The 20,313-nt window shown below is 71.5% G+C and carries 13 protein-coding genes; 6 read left to right on the top strand and 7 right to left on the bottom strand.

Translation table 11 applies throughout. The features are described from left to right. Positions 1–43 precede the first annotated feature (43 nt). The 3 genes from F3T56_RS39035 to ftsE all read right to left on the bottom strand — a co-directional run bounded on the left by F3T56_RS39035 (position 44) and on the right by ftsE (position 3,008). Entirely contained in the window at positions 44–1,288 is a 1,245-nt protein-coding gene (locus F3T56_RS39035) for a S41 family peptidase (RefSeq protein WP_149830217.1), read from the bottom strand. Positions 1,289–1,355: 67 nt separating this feature from the next. Then, complete coding sequence (gene ftsX / locus F3T56_RS39030) at positions 1,356–2,273, bottom strand: permease-like cell division protein FtsX (RefSeq protein ID WP_149830216.1); 918 nt, start codon at positions 2,271–2,273, stop codon at positions 1,356–1,358. A gap of 45 nt (positions 2,274–2,318) precedes the next feature. Further along, positions 2,319–3,008, bottom strand: a complete 690-nt coding sequence (gene ftsE / locus F3T56_RS39025) for a cell division ATP-binding protein FtsE (RefSeq protein ID WP_149830215.1) — start codon at positions 3,006–3,008, stop codon at positions 2,319–2,321. 187 nt (positions 3,009–3,195) lie between these two features. Between ftsE and F3T56_RS39020 the strand changes: the two genes are divergently transcribed. Then, complete coding sequence (locus F3T56_RS39020) at positions 3,196–3,387, top strand: hypothetical protein (protein WP_149830214.1); 192 nt, start codon at positions 3,196–3,198, stop codon at positions 3,385–3,387. 83 nt (positions 3,388–3,470) lie between these two features. Here the strand turns inward: F3T56_RS39020 and F3T56_RS39015 are convergent, their stop codons facing one another. The 4 genes from F3T56_RS39015 to F3T56_RS39000 all read right to left on the bottom strand — a co-directional run bounded on the left by F3T56_RS39015 (position 3,471) and on the right by F3T56_RS39000 (position 9,362). Then, complete coding sequence (locus F3T56_RS39015) at positions 3,471–4,376, bottom strand: hypothetical protein (RefSeq protein ID WP_149830213.1); 906 nt, start codon at positions 4,374–4,376, stop codon at positions 3,471–3,473. Positions 4,377–4,679: 303 nt separating this feature from the next. Then, entirely contained in the window at positions 4,680–5,786 is a 1,107-nt protein-coding gene (prfB, locus tag F3T56_RS39010) for a peptide chain release factor 2 (protein ID WP_149830212.1), read from the bottom strand. Between the two features lie 384 nt (positions 5,787–6,170). After that, complete coding sequence (locus tag F3T56_RS39005) at positions 6,171–7,424, bottom strand: serine/threonine-protein kinase (RefSeq protein WP_149830211.1); 1,254 nt, start codon at positions 7,422–7,424, stop codon at positions 6,171–6,173. Positions 7,425–7,607: 183 nt separating this feature from the next. Next, the gene (locus F3T56_RS39000) at positions 7,608–9,362 is read right to left on the bottom strand and encodes a serine/threonine-protein kinase (protein WP_172639354.1); all 1,755 of its coding nucleotides are present in this window, start codon (positions 9,360–9,362) and stop codon (positions 7,608–7,610) included. A 460-nt stretch (positions 9,363–9,822) separates the two neighbouring features. On the opposite strand from F3T56_RS39000, the gene F3T56_RS38995 reads away from it, so the two are divergent. From F3T56_RS38995 to F3T56_RS38975, 5 genes are all read left to right on the top strand, one after another. After that, positions 9,823–13,482 (top strand): FHA domain-containing protein, encoded by a 3,660-nt coding sequence (locus tag F3T56_RS38995; RefSeq protein WP_149830209.1) that lies wholly within the window; start codon positions 9,823–9,825, stop codon positions 13,480–13,482. Positions 13,483–13,744: 262 nt separating this feature from the next. After that, a complete protein-coding gene (locus tag F3T56_RS38990; protein ID WP_149830208.1) occupies positions 13,745–15,133 on the top strand; it encodes an ABC transporter substrate-binding protein in 1,389 nt (462 codons plus the stop codon). A 10-nt stretch (positions 15,134–15,143) separates the two neighbouring features. Beyond that, a complete protein-coding gene (locus F3T56_RS38985) occupies positions 15,144–16,514 on the top strand; it encodes a carbohydrate ABC transporter permease (protein ID WP_246204308.1) in 1,371 nt (456 codons plus the stop codon). Further along, positions 16,511–17,422: a carbohydrate ABC transporter permease gene (locus tag F3T56_RS38980; RefSeq protein ID WP_149830207.1), complete on the top strand. Its 912-nt coding sequence runs from the start codon at positions 16,511–16,513 to the stop codon at positions 17,420–17,422. Before F3T56_RS38985 ends, F3T56_RS38980 begins: the two co-directional genes overlap by 4 nt. A 438-nt stretch (positions 17,423–17,860) precedes the next feature. Further along, entirely contained in the window at positions 17,861–20,152 is a 2,292-nt protein-coding gene (locus tag F3T56_RS38975) for a bifunctional glycosyltransferase/CDP-glycerol:glycerophosphate glycerophosphotransferase (protein ID WP_149830206.1), read from the top strand. Positions 20,153–20,313: the final 161 nt, after the last annotated feature.

Below are 20,313 nucleotides of genomic sequence, written 5' to 3'. Positions count from 1 at the left end.
GGGTCGGCGGAAAGCCGATTAACCGGCTGGGCCCCGGGACGGGCTACTCGGCCTCGCCCAGCCCGCTCAGTACGGTCTCGGCCCGCTGCACGGCGTCCTCGTCGGCTTCGAGGTCGGGGGTGATGCCGCGGCCGTCGACGCCGCGACCGGAGGGGGTGCTGTAGTGGCCGACGGTCAGTTCGGCGACGGAACCGTCGGGGAGGCGGCTCGGCATCTGGACCGAGCCCTTGCCGAAGGTGCGCGAGCCCACGACCACCGCGCGGCCGCGGTCCTGGAGGGCTCCGGTGAGCAGTTCGGCCGCGCTCATCGTGCCGCCGTCGACGAGCGCGACCAGGGGTCTGGTGGTGTCGCCGCCGGCGTCGGCGTGCAGGGCGTGCTGCTCGCCGTCGACGTCGTACGTGGCGACGAGGCCGCCGTCGAGGAAGGCGGAGGCGGTGGTGACGGCCTCGGTGACCAGGCCGCCGGAGTTGCCCCGCAGGTCGAGGACGAAGCCGGAGGCCTCGGCGGCCTGCTCGACGGCGGCCCGCACCATGTCGCCTGAGCCCTTGGTGAACGCGTCGACCTTGATCACGCTGACCCCGTGGCCGAGCCTGCTGACGGTCACATCCTCGGTGGACAGCCGGGCCCTGCGCAAGGTCTCCGTCCAAGTCCGGGTGGAGCGCCGCAGGCCCAGCGACACCTCCGTGCCGGCGCTCGCGTCCTCGGCCTCGTCGCCGCGCGCGTCGCCGCGCAGTAAGGAGACGACCTCGGTGACGGGGCGTCCGTCGACCTTCTCTCCGTCGATGCTGACCAGCCGGTCGCCGGAGCGGATCCCGGCCTCGGCGGCGGGCGAGCCGTCCTGGACCCGGGTCACCTCGATACGGCCGTCGCGCTCCAGCCGGGCCCACAGGCCTACGCCGGTGTACTCGCCGTCGAGGGCCTCCTGGAACTCCTCGTACTCGCCCTCGGAGTAGACCGCGCCCCAGCGGTCGCCGCTGCGGCTGACGGCGCTCTTGGCGGCCTCCATGGGGGACTTGCCCTCGGCCATGGCCTCGGCGGCGGCGTCGGCGACGTCCTGCCGCCGGTCGCCGGGGGCCGGCGCACCCGCTGCGGCGGTCGTCGCCCCGTACGGGCCGTACGTGCCGTCGAAGGAGCCGGTAGCGGCACCCGTGCCGAGCACGGTCGCGAAGACCAACGTCAGAGCCGCCCCGCGGCGGATGCGGCGGGTTGAATCAGAAGGGGTCGCGCGCAGCGCGTCGGATGGGGCGGTGGCGGGCGACGGGCGGGTGAAGAGGTCCGGGCCTGACATGTCGGCGAGTCTAGGACAAGGCGAAGGGCCGTACCGGAGCTTGCCGGTACGGCCCTGTTGGCGTGCGTCACACCTTCAGGTACTTGCGCAACGCGAAGAAAGCGGCCAAGGCGGGCATCAGGAAGCTCGCCGCGAGGATGAGCGGCAGCTTGGTGAGGACCGCGTCCCAGCCGACGAAATTGATGAGCGGAAGGTTCGTGGACAGTGACACTCCGTTGTCGATCACGAAGTACTGCCCGAGGACCAGGAAGCCGCAGGCGAGCGTGCCGCCGATGATGCCGGCGACCGCGGCCTCCATGATGAACGGCGCCTGGATGTAGAAGCCGGAGGCGCCGACCAGCCGCATGATCCCGGTCTCACGACGACGGCTGAACGCCGAGACACGCACCGTGTTGACGATCAGCAGCAGCGCCACCACCAGCATGACCGCCATCACACCGCGCGCCGCCCAGTTCAGATACCCGAGCAGCTTGAAGAGGTTGTCCAGGATGCCCTTCTGGTCCTGCACCGACTGCACCCCGTCACGCCCGTTGAACGCGCTCGCGATGACCTGGTACTTCTCCGGGTCCTTCAGCTTGATGCGGTACGACTCCTGCATCTGGTCCGGCGTGAGGCTGCTGGCCAGCGGCGAGTCGCCGAACTGCTCCTTGTAGTGCTTGTACGCCTCGTCCTGCGACTCGTAGGCGACGTTGTCGACGACCGACATCTTGCCCAGATCGGACTTGATCTGGTTCTTCTGCTCCGTCGTCACCGCGCCCTTGGCGCAGTTGGGGTCGGACTCCGCGTCGCTCTTGTTGCACAGGAAGATCGACACGTTGACCTTGTCGTACCAGTAGCCCTTCATCTGGCTGACCTGATCGCTCATCAACAGCGAGCCGCCGAACAGGGCGAGGGACAGGGCTACGGAGACGATGACCGCGAAGGTCATGGTGAGGTTGCGGCGGAGACCGACTCCGATCTCCGACAGTACGAACTGGGCGCGCATGGCGTCTGGTCAAGCCTTTCCGTGGACAGTCGTCATCAGACGCGGTCAGTGCTGGTAGCCGTAGACGCCGCGCGCCTGGTCGCGGACGAGGCGGCCCTTCTCCAGCTCGATGACGCGCTTGCGCATCTGGTCCACGATGTTCTGGTCGTGGGTCGCCATCACCACGGTGGTGCCCGTCCGGTTGATCCGGTCGAGCAGCTTCATGATGCCGACGGAGGTCTGCGGGTCGAGGTTGCCGGTGGGCTCGTCCGCGATCAGCAGCTTGGGCCGGTTCACGAAGGCCCGCGCGATCGCCACACGTTGCTGTTCACCGCCGGACAGCTCGCCGGGCATCCGCTCCTCCTTGCCGCCGAGCCCGACCAGCTCCAGCACCTGCGGTACGGACTTGCGGATCTCACCGCGCGACTTGCCGATGACCTCCTGCGCGAAGGCGACGTTCTCGCCGACCGTCTTGTTCGGCAGCAGCCGGAAGTCCTGGAACACCGTCCCCAGCTGGCGGCGCATCTGCGGCACCTTCCAGTTGGACAGGCGCGCGAGATCCTTGCCCAGGACATGCACCTGCCCCTGACTGCACCGCTCCTCCCGGAGGATCAGCCGCAGAAAGGTCGACTTTCCGGAGCCGGAGGACCCCACGAGGAACACGAACTCGCCCTTCGCGACCTCCAGGGACACATCCCTGAGTGCGGGGCGGGTCTGCTTCGGGTAGACCTTGGACACGTTGTCGAATCGGATCACGGATGCACCACAGGCCGTCGGGAATGGATGACGGTGACTGTACCGGTACCCGCGCCCCGCAAGGGGCACGGGTTTTCGTAGGCGCCCGCGCAACCTCCGGGGGAACCTGGCACAGTGGGTAGAGGAACGTCCAGGTTCCGCGAAGCGTTGAGGTGTGTGTGAGGCCACTGCAAGGAGGGCGAGGCGCATGACGTACGACCGGTTGGTGTGCGCGAACTGCGCGTCGCCCGTCGCCGAGGGCCGCTGCCACGTGTGCCGGGCCAGTCGCGAGCGACTCCAGCAGGAGAACCTGTTCGCGAACCTGAGCCCCATGACCCTGATCGCCCTGCTGGCGATCCTGATAACGGCACTGGCGCTACTGGCCCACCAGACGGCATAGAACGGGCCAGACGTACGACGACGAAGGCCCGGGGCTGGCTGCCCCGGGCCTCACGTCTGTCTCTGCGGCTGTACGCGGATGCGTCAGGCGGCCGCGGCGCCGCGGCCGGCCATGAGGCGCGGCAGCATGCGGAAGCCGATACCGCCGGCGATCATCGTGGCGGCTCCGACCAGCAGGAACGTGGTCTCGGCGGCACCGGTCTCGGCGAGCTCGCCGCCGCCGGTGCCCTGGGCCTCGGTCTCCGAGCCGGTGTCGGTCAGCGCCGAGGAGCCCTCTTCCTGAACGACCTCGTCGTTGCCGCCGTCGGGGTCGGTGCCACCGGAGGTGGATTCGCCGCCGCCGGTGGTGGTCGAGGAACCGCCGCCGGTGCTCTGGTCGCCGGAGGTGCCGTTGGAGGAGTTGCCCCCGGAGGCGCCGTTGGACGAGCTGCCCTCGGACGTGCCGTTGGACGTGCCGTTGGAGGTCCCGTTGGACGTGCCGTTCGAGGTCGAGCCGCCGCTGGTCGTGGTCCCGCCATCGGTGGTGGTGCCACCGTCGGTCGTGGCGCCACCGTCAGTCGTGGCCCCGCCATCGGTGGTCGCACCACCGTCCGTGGTCGCACCACCATCGGTCGTGGCGCCACCGTCCGTGGTCGCACCACCGTCGGTCGTGGCGCCACCGTCAGCCGTGGCCCCGCCATCGGTGGTCGCACCACCGTCCGTGGTCGCACCACCATCGGTCGTGGCGCCGCCATCCGTGGTCGCACCACCATCGGCCGTGCTCCCGCCGACGGTGGTCGTGCTCGCACCGATAATGGTGTTGCCCTCGTTGTCACCCCCGGTCTGGACCGAGACACCGACGTTGGCGGAGGCGCCGTCGCCGGTACCGACACCGATACCGGCGTCGAGGTCCAGCGCGGAAGCGACACCCGCGGCGGTCAGTGACGCGCCGGCGGCGATCACGGCACCCGCGGCTATACGCGCCACGCGGATCCGCGTCTTCTTCGTCATATGGCTGCTACCCCCAGTAGCTGATCAGTAGATGGTGCAGCGCCCGGGGCCGCGATCAACGGGGGCAGTCGCCTGTTCTCGAAGTTCCCCGGTTCACATGCGCCCCAGTAATGCGCATGCCACACGCCAGCCTTCCCACTTTTTGCAGCAACGTCAAGGTCGTTGCGTGCGCGATGTCCCGTTCACCGCTTTTGACCTCGGCAAGGCCATGTGAGTGTGACGTAAAACCCAGACATCCTCATACAGAAAAGGCAACTGCCGCCCGATGGACGGCAGTTGCCTTGTCGACAAAGCGCTGAATTACTACTTCTCCTGCTGCTTGCGCCAGCGAATTCCGGCCTCCAGGAAGCCATCGATCTCGCCATTGAACACAGCCTCGGGGTTACCGACTTCGTGCTCGGTGCGGAGATCCTTGACCATCTGGTACGGGTGCAGGACGTACGAACGCATCTGGTTGCCCCAGGAGTTGCCGCCGTCGCCCTTGAGCGCGTCCATCCTGGCCTGCTCCTCCTGCCGGCGCCGCTCAAGGAGCTTCGCCTGGAGGACGTTCATGGCGGTGGCCTTGTTCTGGATCTGCGACCGCTCGTTCTGACAGGAGACGACGATGCCGGTGGGGAGGTGGGTCAGCCGCACCGCGGAGTCGGTGGTGTTGACGCCCTGACCACCCGGCCCGGACGACCGGTACACATCCACGCGCAGCTCGGACTCGTCGATCTCGATGTGGTCGGTCTGCTCCACGACGGGCAGCACCTCGACACCGGCGAAGGAGGTCTGGCGGCGGCCCTGGTTGTCGAAGGGCGAGATCCGGACGAGCCGGTGGGTGCCCTGCTCCACGGAGAGCGTGCCGTACGCGTACGGGATCTGCACGGCGAAGGTGGTCGACTTGATGCCGGCCTCCTCCGCGTACGACGTCTCGTACACCTCGGTCTTGTAGCCGTGCTGCTCCGCCCAGCGGAGGTACATCCGCTGGAGCTTCTCGGCGAAGTCGGCGGCGTCGACGCCACCGGCCTCCGCGCGGATGTTGACGAGGGCCTCACGGGCGTCGTACTCACCGCTGAGGAGTGTCCGGACCTCCATCTCGTCCAGCGCCTTCCTGACGGAGGCGAGCTCCGTCTCGGCCTCGGCCCGGGTGTCCGGGTCGTCCTCCTCCTCGGCCATCTCGAAGAGGACACCGAGGTCGTCGATACGACCGCGGAGCGTCTCCGCCTTCCGCACCTCCGCCTGGAGGTGGGACAGCTTGCTCGTGATCTTCTGCGCCTCGTCGGGGTTGTCCCACAGCGACGGCGCGGCCGCCTGCTCCTCGAGCACGGCGATCTCTGCCCTCAGCTTGTCGAGGTCCAAAACGGCCTCGATCGACTCCATGGTCGAGGAGAGGGACTTCAGCTCTTCGGATACATCGACGACTGCCACGCCCCCAGCGTAACGGCTCCGCCGAGTGGCCAAGGAGGGGTGACCGCAGTCGGGCGAGGCACCCGGCGCCGGTCCGCCACTGGGGGCTGCCGCCCCCAGACCCCTACTGGGGGGAGACGGGGTGCCTGCGGTTCGTTTGTACGCGCGGGTTGTGGGGGCTTGTCGCGCCCACGCGGCGGAGCCGCAAATCGACACAGCCCCGCGCCCCTGAAAAGCGGCCCGCAGGGCCGTGCCTTCAGGGGCGCGGGGAACTGCGCGAGCAACCAACGACAACCCGCACCCGCCATACAAACCCCACCCCCCGAGCTCTCACGCGAAGCGGGGTCGAAGGGGCAGCCACCCCTGGGGGACGGGAACGGGTAGGGGCGGCGGGGGCGAGAATAATCAGGGCGAACCCGGCGCAGAATTCTTCGTGTCGGACGGCGCCGTACCACCATCGTCACCCGAGGTGACCGCCCACGCCCCCACCCCCACCGCGGCAGCCAGCGCGACGGCGGCCGCGCTCAACGTGATCCGCCGCCGACGGGCCATCGCCCGATTCCGCGCGGACCCCGGCCGAGGCGCCCCCGCCGCCCGAGGCACCCGAGCGGTCCCCCGCGCCCCCCCGGCCAGCTCATCCGGCCCCGGCACCCGCATCGACGTATGCGTATCCCGGTTGGAGTCCGGCTTCGCCCCTGGCACAAGCGGCACGGCCCCCCGCCGCACCCGCTCCGGCGGAACGGCGGCCTCACCGGAAGCGGAAGGGGAAACTGGAGCCTCCTCGTACCCGTCCCCGCCCTCCGCCCCCGGCTCATCGACATCCAGCGGCGGCATCCCCGCCAGCAACGGCAACTGCTCCCGCAACCGCGCCGCCAGCTCGGACGCCCGCAACCGCGAGGCCGGCGCCTTGGCCAGACACTGCACGAGAAGCTGCCAGAGCTCCTCGGGGATACCGGGGAGAGGGACGACAGTCTCGGTGACATGTCTGCGCAATACCGCCCCGGGATGGCCCCCGCCGAACGGCGTGAACCCCGCGAGCAGCTCGTACAGCACGGTCGCGAGGGCGTAGATGTCGACGGCCGCCCGCGGCGGCAGACCCTCCACGATCTCGGGGGCGAGATAGTCCGGCGTCCCGATGATCTTCGTCGCGCGCGTCCGGCGCGGAGAATCGATCAGCTTGGCGACACCGAAATCGGTCAGCAGGGCCGGGTGCGCGCCGCCGGGGCCCAGCGGCCCCTGCATGTCCAGCAGCACGTTCTCCGGCTTGACGTCCCGGTGCACGACCCCGACCGCGTGCGCCGCCGCCAGGCCGTCGGCGATGTCGGCCACTATGGCGACCGCCGCCTCGGGGGCCATGCGCCGCTCCCGGTCGAGGCGGGTACGCAGATCGGTGCCCCGGACGAGGTCCATGACGAGGGCGAGATCGTTGCCGTCGACGACGAGGTCGCGTACGGACACCACGTTCGGGTGATCGAGGCCCAGGAGTGCCGTGCGCTCCTGGACGAAGCGGCTGACGAGTTCCTGGTCGGACGAGAGGTCCTCGCGCAGCAGCTTGATGGCGACGGGGCCCTCCGGGCCCTCACCCAGCCACACCGTGCCGGCGCTGCCCCGCCCCAGAATCTGGTTCGCGGTGTACCGGCTTCCGATCTTCCGTCCCAAGACTGCTCCTACAGGCCGCGTGTTGGCGACAAAGCTACGCGCCCGAGGAGCCGACGTTCACCGCCGAGGCGGAAATCACCCCTCAGATGTCGACAAGTCCCCAACCTCGGCCCCGTCGGACCCGCGCCCTAAAAGGCGGACCCGCGCCCCTGAAAGACATTGGGGCGCGGGGGGTTGGGGGGGTTACTGGCCCGTGCCGCCGGTGCCCGTGCCCGGGTCGTTGCCCAGGTCGCCGATCCAGTCGCTCGCGGTGTTGAACCAGTCCGTGAGCTGGGCCCACCAGCTCTTGGTGGTGCCGACCCACTCCTGCAGGGGCGTGAACTCCCAGATCAGCCAGCCGCCGACGAAGAGCAGGACGATCATGAAGAGGCAGCCCTTGAGGCAGCCGAGGCCCGGGATCTTCATCGGGTTGGCGCTGCGCTGACGCGGCTCGCGGGGCGGCCGGGGCTCGCGCTGCGGGCGCGGGGCGGGCTGCTGGGGCTGCGGGGCGGGGGCGTAGCGCTGGGGCTGCTGACGCTGCGGTTGCTGACGCTGGGGCTGCGGGGGCGCGTAGCCCTGTTGCTGCTGCGGCTGGCCGTAGCCGGCGGGGGCACCCTGCGGCGGGCGCTGCTGGCGGCGGGGCTGCTGCTGGGGCTGCTGGGGCGGTCGCCCTGCCTGCCGCTGGGGGCGGCGGCGCAGCGGGTCCTCGCTGGGGTCGAGGTACTGGACCTGGGTCTGCTCGTTGCGGTCGCGGGCGGCGCGGAGCTGGTTCTGCCAGGGGTGCGGCTGCTCGCCCGGGTCGTGCTGCGGCACGGGCGGCATGACGGAGGTCGGGTCGGCGCCACCCGGCCCGCCGCCGGGCCGGCCGCCGGTCTGCGGGAGTACGGCGGTGGGGTCGGCCGCGCCCGCGGGCTGGTTGCCCGGGCCCGAGGTGTGCGGGAGCACGCTGGTCGCGGCATTCGGGTCGTACGAGCCGGCGCCCTGCGGCAGTACCTGCGTCGGGTCGGCCGAACCGAACGGCTCCGGGGCGCCGGGCACCTGTGCGGGCGCCGGGTCGGGGGCGAGGAGGTGGCCCACGCCCTCGGCGGCGGCGATCTGCATCGAGTTGGAGTGCACGCCGATGCCCTCGGCGACGATGCGGAGCGCGCGTGCGAGGTTGACGGCGCTGGGCCGTTCCATCGGGTTCTTGCGCAGACAGCGCTCGATGACCGTCCACAGCGGGTCGGGGACGGTGGACGGGCGGCGCGGCTCGGCGCTGAGGTGCTGGTGCAGCACTTCGAGGGAGGAGCCGCCGCTGAACGGCGGGCGCCCGGTGACCAGTTCGTACATCAGGATGCCGGCGCCGTAGATGTCGACGGCGGAGGTCTGCGGCTGCCCCTCGGCGGACTCGGGGGCGACGTACGCGGGCGTGCCGACGAACTCGCTGGTCCGGGTCAGGCCCGGGGAGTCGGCGAGGCGGGCGATACCGAAGTCGGTCAGCATCGGGTGCATCTCGCCGCCGTCCTGCTTGAGCAGGACGTTGGCGGGCTTCAGGTCGCGGTGGACGACACCGTCTGCGTGGCTGGCGGCGAGCGCGTCGGCGACCTGGGCGGTGAGCAGGGCGGCGCCGACCGGCGTGAACGGGCCGTTCTCACGGAGATAGCGGTGCAGGTCGGGGCCGTCGACCAGGTCCATGACCAGGGCGAGCAGATCGCCCTCGACCACCAGGTCCCGTACCCGCACGATGTTCGGGTGGGTGAGCCGGAGCAGCACGGAGCGCTCCCGCAGGAACCGCATCACGACGTCCGCGTCGTTGGCCAGCTCCTCCTTGAGCACCTTGATCGCCACGGTCTCGCCGGGCTGTCCCGGCACCGCCGCCTCGGCCCCCGCGGTCTCCCGCTGGCGAGCGCGCCAGACAGTGCCTGTGGCGCCGCGTCCAAGCGGCTCCTCAAGGAGGTACTTGCTCCCTACCGGCCGCACGTCATGCGCTCCCTGCTGCTCGCTTGGCTGGTCCGTCCTCGTCATTCGGACGTTCTGACCCACTGTAGTGGGGCCGTCCGCGTTGACCGGCTGTCGTCTTCCTGTGGCGTCCGTCCACGCGAGTACGTACGCGTACCCAAGTGTGTTCGATGGAAAGACGCTCACCCATGGGCTGTTGGTTGCCGAAGCGGACGCGACCGATCCCGAATGCGGACATGAGACGGACGTGACCGATCTCAAGTGATCAACTGCCGGGCATTGGTCAGGCACTTTTGGGGGCAGAGCCGACCAATCAAGATCACTTGGTGGTGGGCGGCGGGCGTGTTGTCAGTGGCAGGTGCGAGGATGCCTCCAGTACTGGCCGACGTGCCCGTGAGCGGTGGGGGAAGTCTGCGGTGGGGACCGCGCAGTCTCGTCCTCGTCGTCCCGGGTGCCCGCGCGGAAGGGACCGCTGACGGCGATGCAGATCCGGCTGACCGTCGTAGACCCGCTGGGACCGGCCTCGGAGCCCCGAGGACGCGCCACGGCCTGCGACGTGCTGGTCACGGCGCCCGCCGGGACGGCCCTCGCCGCGGTGGCCTCGGGCCTGGCCTCCGCGGTCGGCGAGGGCGGCGCCGACCGGCTGGAGCGCGGCCGGGAGGTCGGCGGCGGCCAGGTCGTGCTGTACGCCGGTGCCGAGCGGCTCGACGCCCAGCGCTGCACCCTGGGCGAGCCGCCCCTCATCGACGGCGCCGTGCTCTGTCTGGGCGCCCCCGCCGAGCCGGGCCCCGAGGTCGACGAGGCCGCCGCCCAGCTGCACGTGGTGGCCGGCCCCGACGCCGGCGGCGTCCACCTGCTGCACGGCGGCAAGATCCACATCGGCCGCTCCGCCGACGCGGACGTCCCCCTGGACGACCCCGACGTCTCCCGCCTCCACTGCGCGGTCACCCTCTCCGCCGACGGCCGCGTCTCGGTCGTCGACCTGGGCTCCACCAACGGCACGACCCTCGACGGCACCCGCGTGGGCGACCGCCCGGTGCGACTGGCCCCGGGCGCGCTCCTCCGCATCGGCGAGTCCGCCCTCCGGCTGGCCTCCTCCTCGGGGGCGCGGGGGGTCGGGACGACGCCTGACGGGGAAGGGCATGTCCGGGTGCGAGTCCGGGCGGGGTCGGGGGGTGGTACGGGCTCGGGAGGCGATGCAGGTTCTGGTGGCGGCGTCACGAGCGCGACCTCTGGCTCTGCCTCCGGATCCCGCTCGGGGAGCGTCTCTCATGGGGGCGCGCTCGGGCCCGGGCCGGAAGGAACTACTGGTCACGGTCGGGCGGAGCGGCGGATCGTGCCGGGGCAGAGCGGGGCTCCGGGGATCGAGCGGACGGCCCGGGATGCGAGGGCCACGGGGAGTGCCGGGTCCGTGTCCGGTACGGCCAGGGGGGCGGTCGCGTCCGGCGAGGGGGCCGGGCGGGACAGCGTTCGTATGGCGACGGGCGAGATGGGGGCGGAGGCCTTCGGCGCCGGGGCCGGGGCGGTGGATTCCGGTGACGTGGGGGCCGGCGATGACGTGGCCGGGGTCGGTGACTCCGGCAATCGGAAAAACACTCCCCTCCGGGGGACGGATGTGCCGCGTGGGGTGCGTAAACGGGGTGGGCTCGGGCGGTGGGCGCGTCGGTTGGCCGGGGCGCGGGGGCAGACGGGCCCCGAGCACGATCCGTATGAGTACGACTCCGAGTACGACGAGGACGAGCGCGGCGCGATGACGTCGGCGCTCCCGGCCGACGGGGAGCGGCTGCCGGAGACCTGGCCGGATCCGGCCGCGCTGCTGCTCACCGCGCTGGGGCCCGGGGCCCGGCTGTGGGAGCGGGGGCCGGGGCACCCGGAGGCGCTGACGGTGCGGCTGGGCACGGCCGACCGGGCCGCGCCGGACGGTTCGGGGCTGTTGCCGGCCGTGCCGGTGACCACGGGGTTGCGGGAGGTCGGCGCGCTGGGCCTTGCTGGGCCGCGCCCCCGGCTGATGGGGCTGACCCGCGCGGTCGTGGCCCAGCTCGCCGCCCTGCACTCCCCCGACACCCTGGAACTGGTCCTGATCAGCGCGGACCGCTCCCGCCCCGCCGAGGAACGCACCGCCGACTGGTCCTGGCTCGGCTGGCTCCCCCACCTCCGCCCCGCCCACGGCCAGGACTGCCGCCTCCTCCTCGCCTACGACCGCGAACAGGCGACGGCCCGCCTGGACGAGCTGCTGCGCCGCCTGGAGGACCACGCGGCGGACACGGCGGAACCGAGGGGGCGCCAAGTCGGCGGCGCCCCCGGCGGGCGAGCCGTGCGGCGGCCGTCCTGGGCTCGCGAGGACGACACAGCGGGCGACGGCGTCGAGGGGCCGTACACCGTGGTGGTCGTGGACGGGGACCCCGGGGGTGCGGATGTGCGGGAGGCCGTGGTGCGGCTGGCGCAGGACGGGCCCGCCGCCGGTATCCATGTCGTGTGCCTCGCCGAGGCGGAGGCCGCGTCGCCCGCCTCGCCGGTGACGGAGACGTACGCGGCGGCCTGCGAGGTCTCGCCCGCGTTCCGCGCGTGCGGGGCCGTGGCGCTGCTCAGCGGTGATGTGGCGACGGCGCTACGGCTGTTGCGCGTCGCACCCGGGTACGGCGACGGCTCCGCCGAGCACGCGCGCGTCAGCGCCCCCGGCGTCGCGGCGGATCGGCCCCGCGCCGGGCACCCTGCCGAGGCGGACCCCGGTTCCGTGAGTCGTACGCACACGAACCTCGCCCGAGCCGCGCGGCCCAGGCCCAGTGCCGAGGAGCGTACGCGCCCCGGTACCGAGGACCTCGCCGCGCTCGCGCCGGACCGGCCCGGACTGCTGAACCACGGCACGGTGGCCACGTTGGACGCCGTATCCGTGGCATGGGCGGAGCGGTTCGCGCGGGCGCTCGCGCCGCTGCGTACGGACGGGGCGGCCGGGGACCGGTCGGCGCGGGTGTCGGCGCCGTTGCCGCAGTCGGCCCGGTTGCTGGACGAGTTGGGGCTGGCGCGGGCCACCCCGGCGTCGCTGATGGCGCGTTGGGCGGACGCGGCCGACGACACGGCGGCGCTCGGCGGGCGGGCCTGGGCCGTGCTCGGCGCCGGCCCGCGCGGGCCGGTGTCCGTGGACCTCGTCTCCGAGGGCCCTCACCTACTCATCGAGGGGCCGCCGGGCAGCGGTCGTACGGAGTTGCTGCGGTCCATCGCCGCGTCGCTGGCCGCCGCCGAGCGGCCCGACCGGCTGGGGATCGCGCTCGTCGACGGGCGGGACGGCGTGGGCGGGGCCGGTGCGCGGGGCCAGGAGGGGCTGGCGGTATGTACCGACCTGCCCCATGTCGGTACTTATCTCGTGGCCAGCGATCCTGTCCGGATGCGGGAGTTCGCGCAGTCGTTGAGCGCCGAGCTCAAGCGGCGTGCGGAGATGCTCGGCGGGCTCGGGTTCGTGGAGTGGCACACCCGGCGTGAGCTGTCGGGCCGTATCGTTCCGCAGCGCTCGGCCGCCGCCGGCGCCGCCGACCTCGACTCGTCCTCCAGCTCCACGCTGCGGCTGCGGCCGGGCGCCGGCGCCGGGCGCAAGAGCGGCGAGCAGGATGGGAAGGGGGCCGCCGGGAAGGCATCGGAGTTGCCTCGGCTCGTCGTGATCGTCGACGACCTCGACGCACTGCTGTCGCCCGCGCTCGGCTCCACGGGGCGGCCGGCCGCCGGGTCGGTCGTACGGGCGTTGGAAGCCGTGGCCCGGGACGGCGAGCGGCTCGGGGTGCATCTCGTCGCCGCCGGTGCGGGTGGGCGCGTGGACGGGAGCGAGCTGGGGCGGGCCGCCGGGGCGCGGGCCGTGCTCAGCGCGCCGGTGCCGGGGCCGGACGAACCAGCGCCCGGGCGGGGGGAGTTGCGGGGCGAGGGGGGGCGGGTGACCGCCTTCCAGGCGGGGCGGGTGACGGGGCGGATTCCTCGTACGGCGACCCTGCGGCCCACGGTCGTGCCGTTGGACTGGGCGCGGATGGGGGATCCGCCGGCTCGGCGGTCCGTACGGGAGCTGGGGAACGGGCCTACGGATCTGGCGTTGCTGGCCAGTGCGCTGGATCGGGCGGCGCGGGAGGTGTCGGCGGTGAGGGTGCCGTCGCTGTTGTGACCGTCCGCGTGTAAGGCACCCGGCGCCGGGGCTGAGCGGGGGTCGGCTGCGCACCTCGGCGCTACGAGGTGCCGCTGCGCCCACCCTCCCCCATCGCCCCAGCGGCACGACTGCCCGCAGCTGGGCCATTCGGGTCACGACGCGGTCACGATCACCCAGTTGACACGACAGGCGCTCTTGCCGCTTAAAGGCACGCGGCGTAGACCAGAGCGCACGGGACAGCGATCCAACGTTCGACGACGCACGGAGAACGGGGTCAGTGATGCGCAGCACACTTCGTACACGCAAACCCAATGCCAAGTCCACCAAAGCCCTCGCGGCCCTCGCCGCAGGCGTCCTCGCCTTCTCCCTCACCGCGTGCGGCGGGGACGACGGCGGGGATGGCGGCGATGGCGGAACCGGTAACAACGACGGATCGGCACCCTCCGTCCAGCTCCCCGAGCTCGACGGTCAGAAGCTGGAGGTCGCGGCCGTCTTCACCGGCCCGGAGCTGGAGAACTTCGAGAAGGTGCTGGACGAGTTCGAGAAGCGCACCGGCGCCACGGTGACCTTCGTACCCACCGGCAACAACACGTCGACCTTCCTGGGGACGAAGATCGAGGGCGGCAAGCCGCCGGACGTCGCGTTCCTGCCCCAGGTCGGCGTACTGCACCAGTTCGCCGAGAAGGGCTGGGTCAAACCGCTCGGCAGCGAGGCCCAGGCGCAGCTGGCGAAGAACTTCTCGCAGGGCTGGCAGGACCTGGGGGCGTACGAGGGCGAGCAGTACGGCGTGTATGTGAAGGCCGCCAACAAGTCCCTCGTCTGGTACAACACCGCGTCCTTCGAGGCGGCGGGGATCGCGGAGGAGCCGAAGACCTGGGACGAGTTCGTCCAGACCGCGCAGACGCTGTCCGACGCCGGTTCCCCGGCCGTCTCGATCGGCGGCGCCGACGGCTGGACGCTCACCGACTGGTTCGAGAACGTCTATCTGTCGCAGGCGGGCCCGGAGAAGTACGACCAGTTGGCGAAGCACGAGATCAAGTGGACCGACCCCTCCGTCAAGGAGGCCCTCACCACGCTCGCCGAGCTGTGGGGCAAGGACGACCTGCTCGCCGGCGGAGCCTCCGGCGCGCTGCAGACCGAGTATCCGAAGTCCATCACGCAGACGTTCGGCGGTGACACACCGGCCGGCATGGTCTTCGAGGGCGACTTCGTGGCCGTCACCATCAACGGCGACACGGACGCGAAGATCGGCACCGACGCCAAGGTCTTCCCGTTCCCGGCCGTCGGCGACGAGTCCCCCGTGGTCACCGGCGGAGACGCGGCCGTGGCGCTGAAGGACGGCGAAGGCGCGCAGGCCCTGCTCACCTTCTTCGCCTCGACCGACGCGGCGGAGATCTGGGCGGCGCAGGGCGGCTTCCTCTCCCCCAACAAGGAGATGGACGAGGGCAGTTACAAGGACGACGTCACCCGGGAGATCTCCAAGGCGCTGCTCGCGGCGGGCGACGACTTCCGCTTCGACATGTCCGACCAGGCCCCGGCGGCGTTCGGCGGCACCCAGGGCGTCGGCGAGTGGAAGCAGTTGCAGGACTTCCTGAAGAACCCCGACGACGTGGCCGGCGCCCAGCGGAAGCTGGAGGCCGACGCGGCGAAGGCCTACGGGAACGGCTGACGGCGACTCCATGTCGTCCGCTGCCGTGACGAAGACGGCGGGGGGCTCCGGCGACGCGCCGACGCCCCCCGCCGCACCGCGCAAGAGCGTGACGGGTACCCGGCTGTGGGTGGCGGTGCTGTTTCTGCTGCCCGCGCTGGTGCTGCTCGGCGCGCTCGTGGTCTACCCGATCGGGTACTCGATCTGGCGGAGCCTGTTCGACGCGAGCGGCTCGGGCTTCGTCGGCTTCGACAACTACGCGGAGATCTTCTCCGACGACTCCACCCTCGTCGCCGTACGCAACACCGCGATCTGGGTCGCGGTCGCCCCGGCGCTCGTCACCGCCCTCGGTCTGATCTTCGCCGTGCTGACCGAACGGGTGCGCTGGGGAACGGCGTTCAAGCTGATCGTCTTCATGCCGATGGCGATCTCGATGCTCGCCGCGGGCATCATCTTCCGGCTGGTGTACGAGCAGGACCCGAACCAGGGGGTCGCGAACGCGATCGTCACCTCGGTGCACGACACGTTCGCCGACGAGTCCGTCTATCCGAAGGCCCGTCCGAACGCCCAGGTCAGCGACCTACGGCCGTCCGGCGGCGGTTCCTTCACCACGGAGGGCACCGTGCGCGCCGGCACCCCGGCCCTCCTCCCCCTCGTCGGCATCGCCCCGGGCCGCCTGCCCGGCGACCCGCAGGACGCCGAGGCGGCCACCGGCGGCGGCAGCGGCAGCGGCATCACCGGCACGGTCTGGCTGGACTTCCGGCTCGGGGGCGGCGGTGAGAAGGGCGCCGTCGACCGGGGCGAGAAGGCGCTGGAGGGCGTCAAGGTCGAGGCGGTGAAGGACGGCGAGGTGGTCGCCACCGCGACCAGCGGCGCCGACGGCACGTTCAGCCTGCCGACGTCGGCCGAGGGAGCCCGACTGCGGCTCCCCGGCTCGAACTTCGCGGCGCCGTACAACGGCATCGACTGGCTGGGCCCGACCCTGGTCACCCCGGCCGTGATCGGCTCGTACGTGTGGATGTGGGCCGGCTTCGCGATGGTGCTGATCGCGGCGGGACTGGCCGGTGTGGACCGGAACCTGCTGGAAGCGGCCCGGGTCGACGGGGCGAACGAGTGGCAGGTGTTCCGCAAGGTCACGGTGCCGCTTCTCGCACCGGTCCTGGTCGTCGTCCTCGTCACGCTGATGATCAATGTGATGAAGGTCTTCGACCTCGTCTACATCATCGCGCCACAACCCACCCAGGACGAGGCCAACGTCCTCGCCCTGCAGCTCTATCTCGTGTCGTACGGCGGTGGGGGCGACTTCGGGCTGGGCAGCGCGATCGGTGTGGTCCTGCTGCTGCTCGTGCTGCCGGTGATGTGGGTCAACATCCGGCGACTGCGGAAGGAGCGCCAGCGGTGACCACCGTCGAAACCCCCGCGCCGAAGCCCCCCGTGGACGACACACCCGTACGCGCCAAGCGCTCCGTGGCAGCTCGGGTGGCGAGCCGCACGGCGGGCGGCGCCCTGCGCGTCTTCCTCCTCCTGGTGGCAGTGTTCTGGCTGGTCCCGACCTTCGGCCTGCTGGTCTCGTCGTTCCGCGACCCGACCGACATCTCCACCTCCGGATGGTGGAAGGTGTTCTCGGCCCCGGCCCAACTCACCACGCAGAGCTACCAGTCACTCCTCGAAAACGACGACATCACGAACGCCCTCTTCAACACGATCTGGATCACGGTCCCGGCGACGCTGCTCGTCGTCCTCATCGGCGCCATGGCCGGATACGCCTTCGCCTGGATGGACTTCAAGGGCCGCGACTGGTGGTTCATGGTCGTGGTGGGGCTGCTGGTGGTGCCGGTGCAGGTGGCGCTGATCCCGCTGTCCGGGCTCTTCCGCGACCTCGGCATCTTCGGCGACATCATCGGCGTCGTCCTCTTCCACGTCGGCTTCGGCCTCCCGTTCGCGATCTTCCTCCTCCGCAACTTCTTCGCGGAGATCCCCCGCGAGCTGCTGGAAGCGGCCCGCCTGGACGGGGCCGGCGAGGTACGCCTGTTCACCACGGTCGTACTCCCCCTCGCCGCCCCGGCGTTGGCCTCCCTGGGCATCTTCCAGTTCCTCTGGGTCTGGAACGACATGCTGGTAGCCCTGGTCTTCTCCAGCTCCGGCTCCCAGCCCCTGACGGTCGCCCTCCAGCAGCAGGTACGCCAGTTCGGCAGCAACATCGAAATCCTGGCGCCCGGCGCGTTCATCTCGATGGTGATCCCGTTGGCCGTCTTCTTCGCGTTCCAGAGGCAGTTCGTGTCCGGGGTGATGGCGGGGGCGGTGAAGTAGGGGGCCGGGCGCGTGAGAGCTCGGGTGCGTGTGTTGTGTGGCGGGTGCGGGTGAGTGGGGGCTGGTCGCGCCCACGCGGCGGAGCCGCACATCGACACAGTCCCGCGCCCCTGAAAAGCAGGGGCTGCGCCCCGTGCTTTTCGGCCCGAAGGGCCGTGCCTTTCAGGGGCGCGGGGAACTGCGCGATCAACCACACACAACCCGCACCCGCCCCACTACCCCATCCCCCCGAACTATCAGGCGAAGGGGGTGCCGAGAGTGGGGGAGGGACGGGTAGGGGCGGCGGGGGCGAGAAAGCCGCGCGAACAAGCCACCCCCACGCACCAGTTCACCCCCACACGCCCCCTCCCCCCAGCCGAATCCCCCGTATGGAACACGCACCGTAACCAAATCATCCCATCGGCCGTTTCCGGGCAGTATGCCCACGCCGACCCACGGATGTCCCCCTTGCCCAGGTTCAGTGTCATCGTCCCCGCGTACAAGGTCCAGGCGTACCTGCACGAATGCCTGGATTCCGTGCTCTCCCAGTCCTTCACCGACCTAGAACTGATCGTCGTAGACGACGCCTCCCCCGACAACTGCGGAGCGATCGCCGACGAGTTCACGGCCCACGACCCCCGCGTACGCCCCCCGGTCCGCCTGCCCGAGAACACGGGCCCGGGCGCCGCCCGCAACAGGGGAATGGCACACGCCACAGGCGACTATCTCCTCTTCCTCGACGCCGACGACACCCTCACCCCGGACGCCCTCCAGGCGATCGCCGACCGCATCAAGGAGACCGGCGAACCGGACGTCCTCGTCCACGACTTCGCCCACATCTCCTGGTCGGGCACCCCCACCCACCCCGTCCGCAACGAACGCGCCGCCCTCCAACTCACCGAACAGGGCCCCGCCCCCTTCCCCCTCGACGACCGCCCGGGCCTCCTGAACGTCACCCCGGTCGCGTGGAACAAGGCGTACAAGCGGGAGTTCGTCGAGCACCACCGCTTCCGCTTCCCGCCCGGCATCTACGAGGACATGCCCTGGACGTACCCGGTCCTGATGGCCGCCGAGTCCATCGCCACCCTCGACCGGGTCTGCGTCCACCGACGCCGGCGCCGCCACGGCAGCCTCCTCGGGGCGACCACACGGGCACACTTCGACGTGTTCGAGCAGTACGACCGGGTGTTCGCGTACGTCGACGAACGCCCGGAACTGGCACACTGGCGCCCCTTCCTCTTCCGCCGCATGGTCAACCACCTCACCTCGGTGTTCTCCCAGCGCCACCGGCTCCCCCGCGAGGCGCGCGCCGAGTTCCTGCGCACGTTCCGCGCGCACTGCGTCCGCTACCGCACCCCCGGCGCCCCCCTCCGCGCCCGCGCCCGGCTGCGGCACGCGCTCCTGCGACTGGGCAGCCACCGCGTCTACCGCGCGCTGTGGGCCGCGACACGGCTGGTCCGAGGCGCCGGACGCCTGCTACGCGGCCCGGCCGGACTGCTGCGCGCCGTCGCCCTCCGCGTCCACTACCGCGTCCAGCGCCTTCTCCCGCTGCGCGCCGACCGGGCGGTGTTCTCCGCGTACGGCGGCCGGGGCTATGTGTGCAGCCCCGCCGCGCTCGAGAACGCGTTCCGCACGTACGCCCCCGGAATGCGCACCTCATGGGTCGCGCGCCCCGAGCACCACCACACGCTCCCGGTCGCGACCCGCCGTGTGCTGCCCGGCTCGATGGCGTACTGGACGGCGCTCGCCCGCTCCAAGTACCTGGTGAGCAACGTGGACTTCGACCAGCGCCTGGTCAAACGTCGCCGTCAGGTCCTCCTCCAGACCCAGCACGGCACGCCGCTCAAGCACATGGGCCTCGACCTCAAGGACCGCCCGGCGGCCGCGCGCGGCACGGACTTCACCGCCGTACTGCGCGGCAGCGACCAGTGGGACTACGTCTTGTCCGCCAACCGGCACTCCACCCTCGTCTGGGAGCGGGTCTACCCGTCCGCATACACCACCCTCGAATACGGTTCGCCGCGCAACGACGTGATCCTCAAGGCGACTTCGTCGGATGTGGCCCGACTGCGCGAGCACCTCGGCATCCCCGAGGGCGCGGTCGCCGTCCTGTACGCCCCCACCCACCGCGACTACCGCCACTCCCAGTGCGCCCACCTGGACCTCGAACGGGTCCTGCGCGAACTCGGCCCCCGCTTCGTGATCCTGGCCCGCGCGCACCACGCGTACGACGCCCCGCTCACGGACCTCGCCCACGGGCGCCTCCTGGACGTCACCGCGTACCCGAACGTGGAGAACCTCTGCCTCGCCTCCGACGCCCTGATCACCGACTACTCGTCCCTGATGTTCGACTACGCCAACCTCGACCGGCCGATCGTGATCCACGCGCCGGACTGGGAGGCGTACGAGGCGGCGCGCGGGACGTACTTCGATCCGCGGTCCTTCCCGCCGGGCGCGGTGGCGCGCAGCGAGGACGAGCTCATCGACATCTTCGCGACGGGCCACTGGCGGGGGTCGCGTTCCGCGCAGCTCCGGGCCGCCTTCCGGGAACGGTTCTGCCCCTTCGATGACGGGAGGGCGGCGGAGCGGGTGGTACGGCGGGTGGTCCTGGGCGACACCTCCACCCCGGCCATCGTGCCCCTGTCCGCCCGCCACCCCGTCCCGTCGGCCGCGGCCGCCCGCCCCTCCGCCCCCTTGGCGACGATTCCGGGCCAGTCCCAGCCGGACCCGGACGACTCCTTCCGCACGTAGCCCCCGGGCAGCTTCCTCGCCCCCGCCGCCCCTACCCGTTCCCGTCCCCCAGGGGTGGCTGCCCCTTCGACCCCGCTTCGCCTGAGAGCTCGGGGGGGGTGGGGTTTGTATGGCGGGTGCGGGTTGTCGTTGGTTGCTCGCGCAGTTCCCCGCGCCCCTGA

This window comes from Streptomyces tailanensis, assembly GCF_008386495.1.
In the GTDB taxonomy this organism is placed as follows: Bacteria; Actinomycetota; Actinomycetes; order Streptomycetales; family Streptomycetaceae; genus Streptomyces; species Streptomyces tailanensis.
The sequence above is the reverse complement of the archived record's forward strand: the minus strand, read 5'-3'. Positions and strand labels throughout refer to the sequence as shown.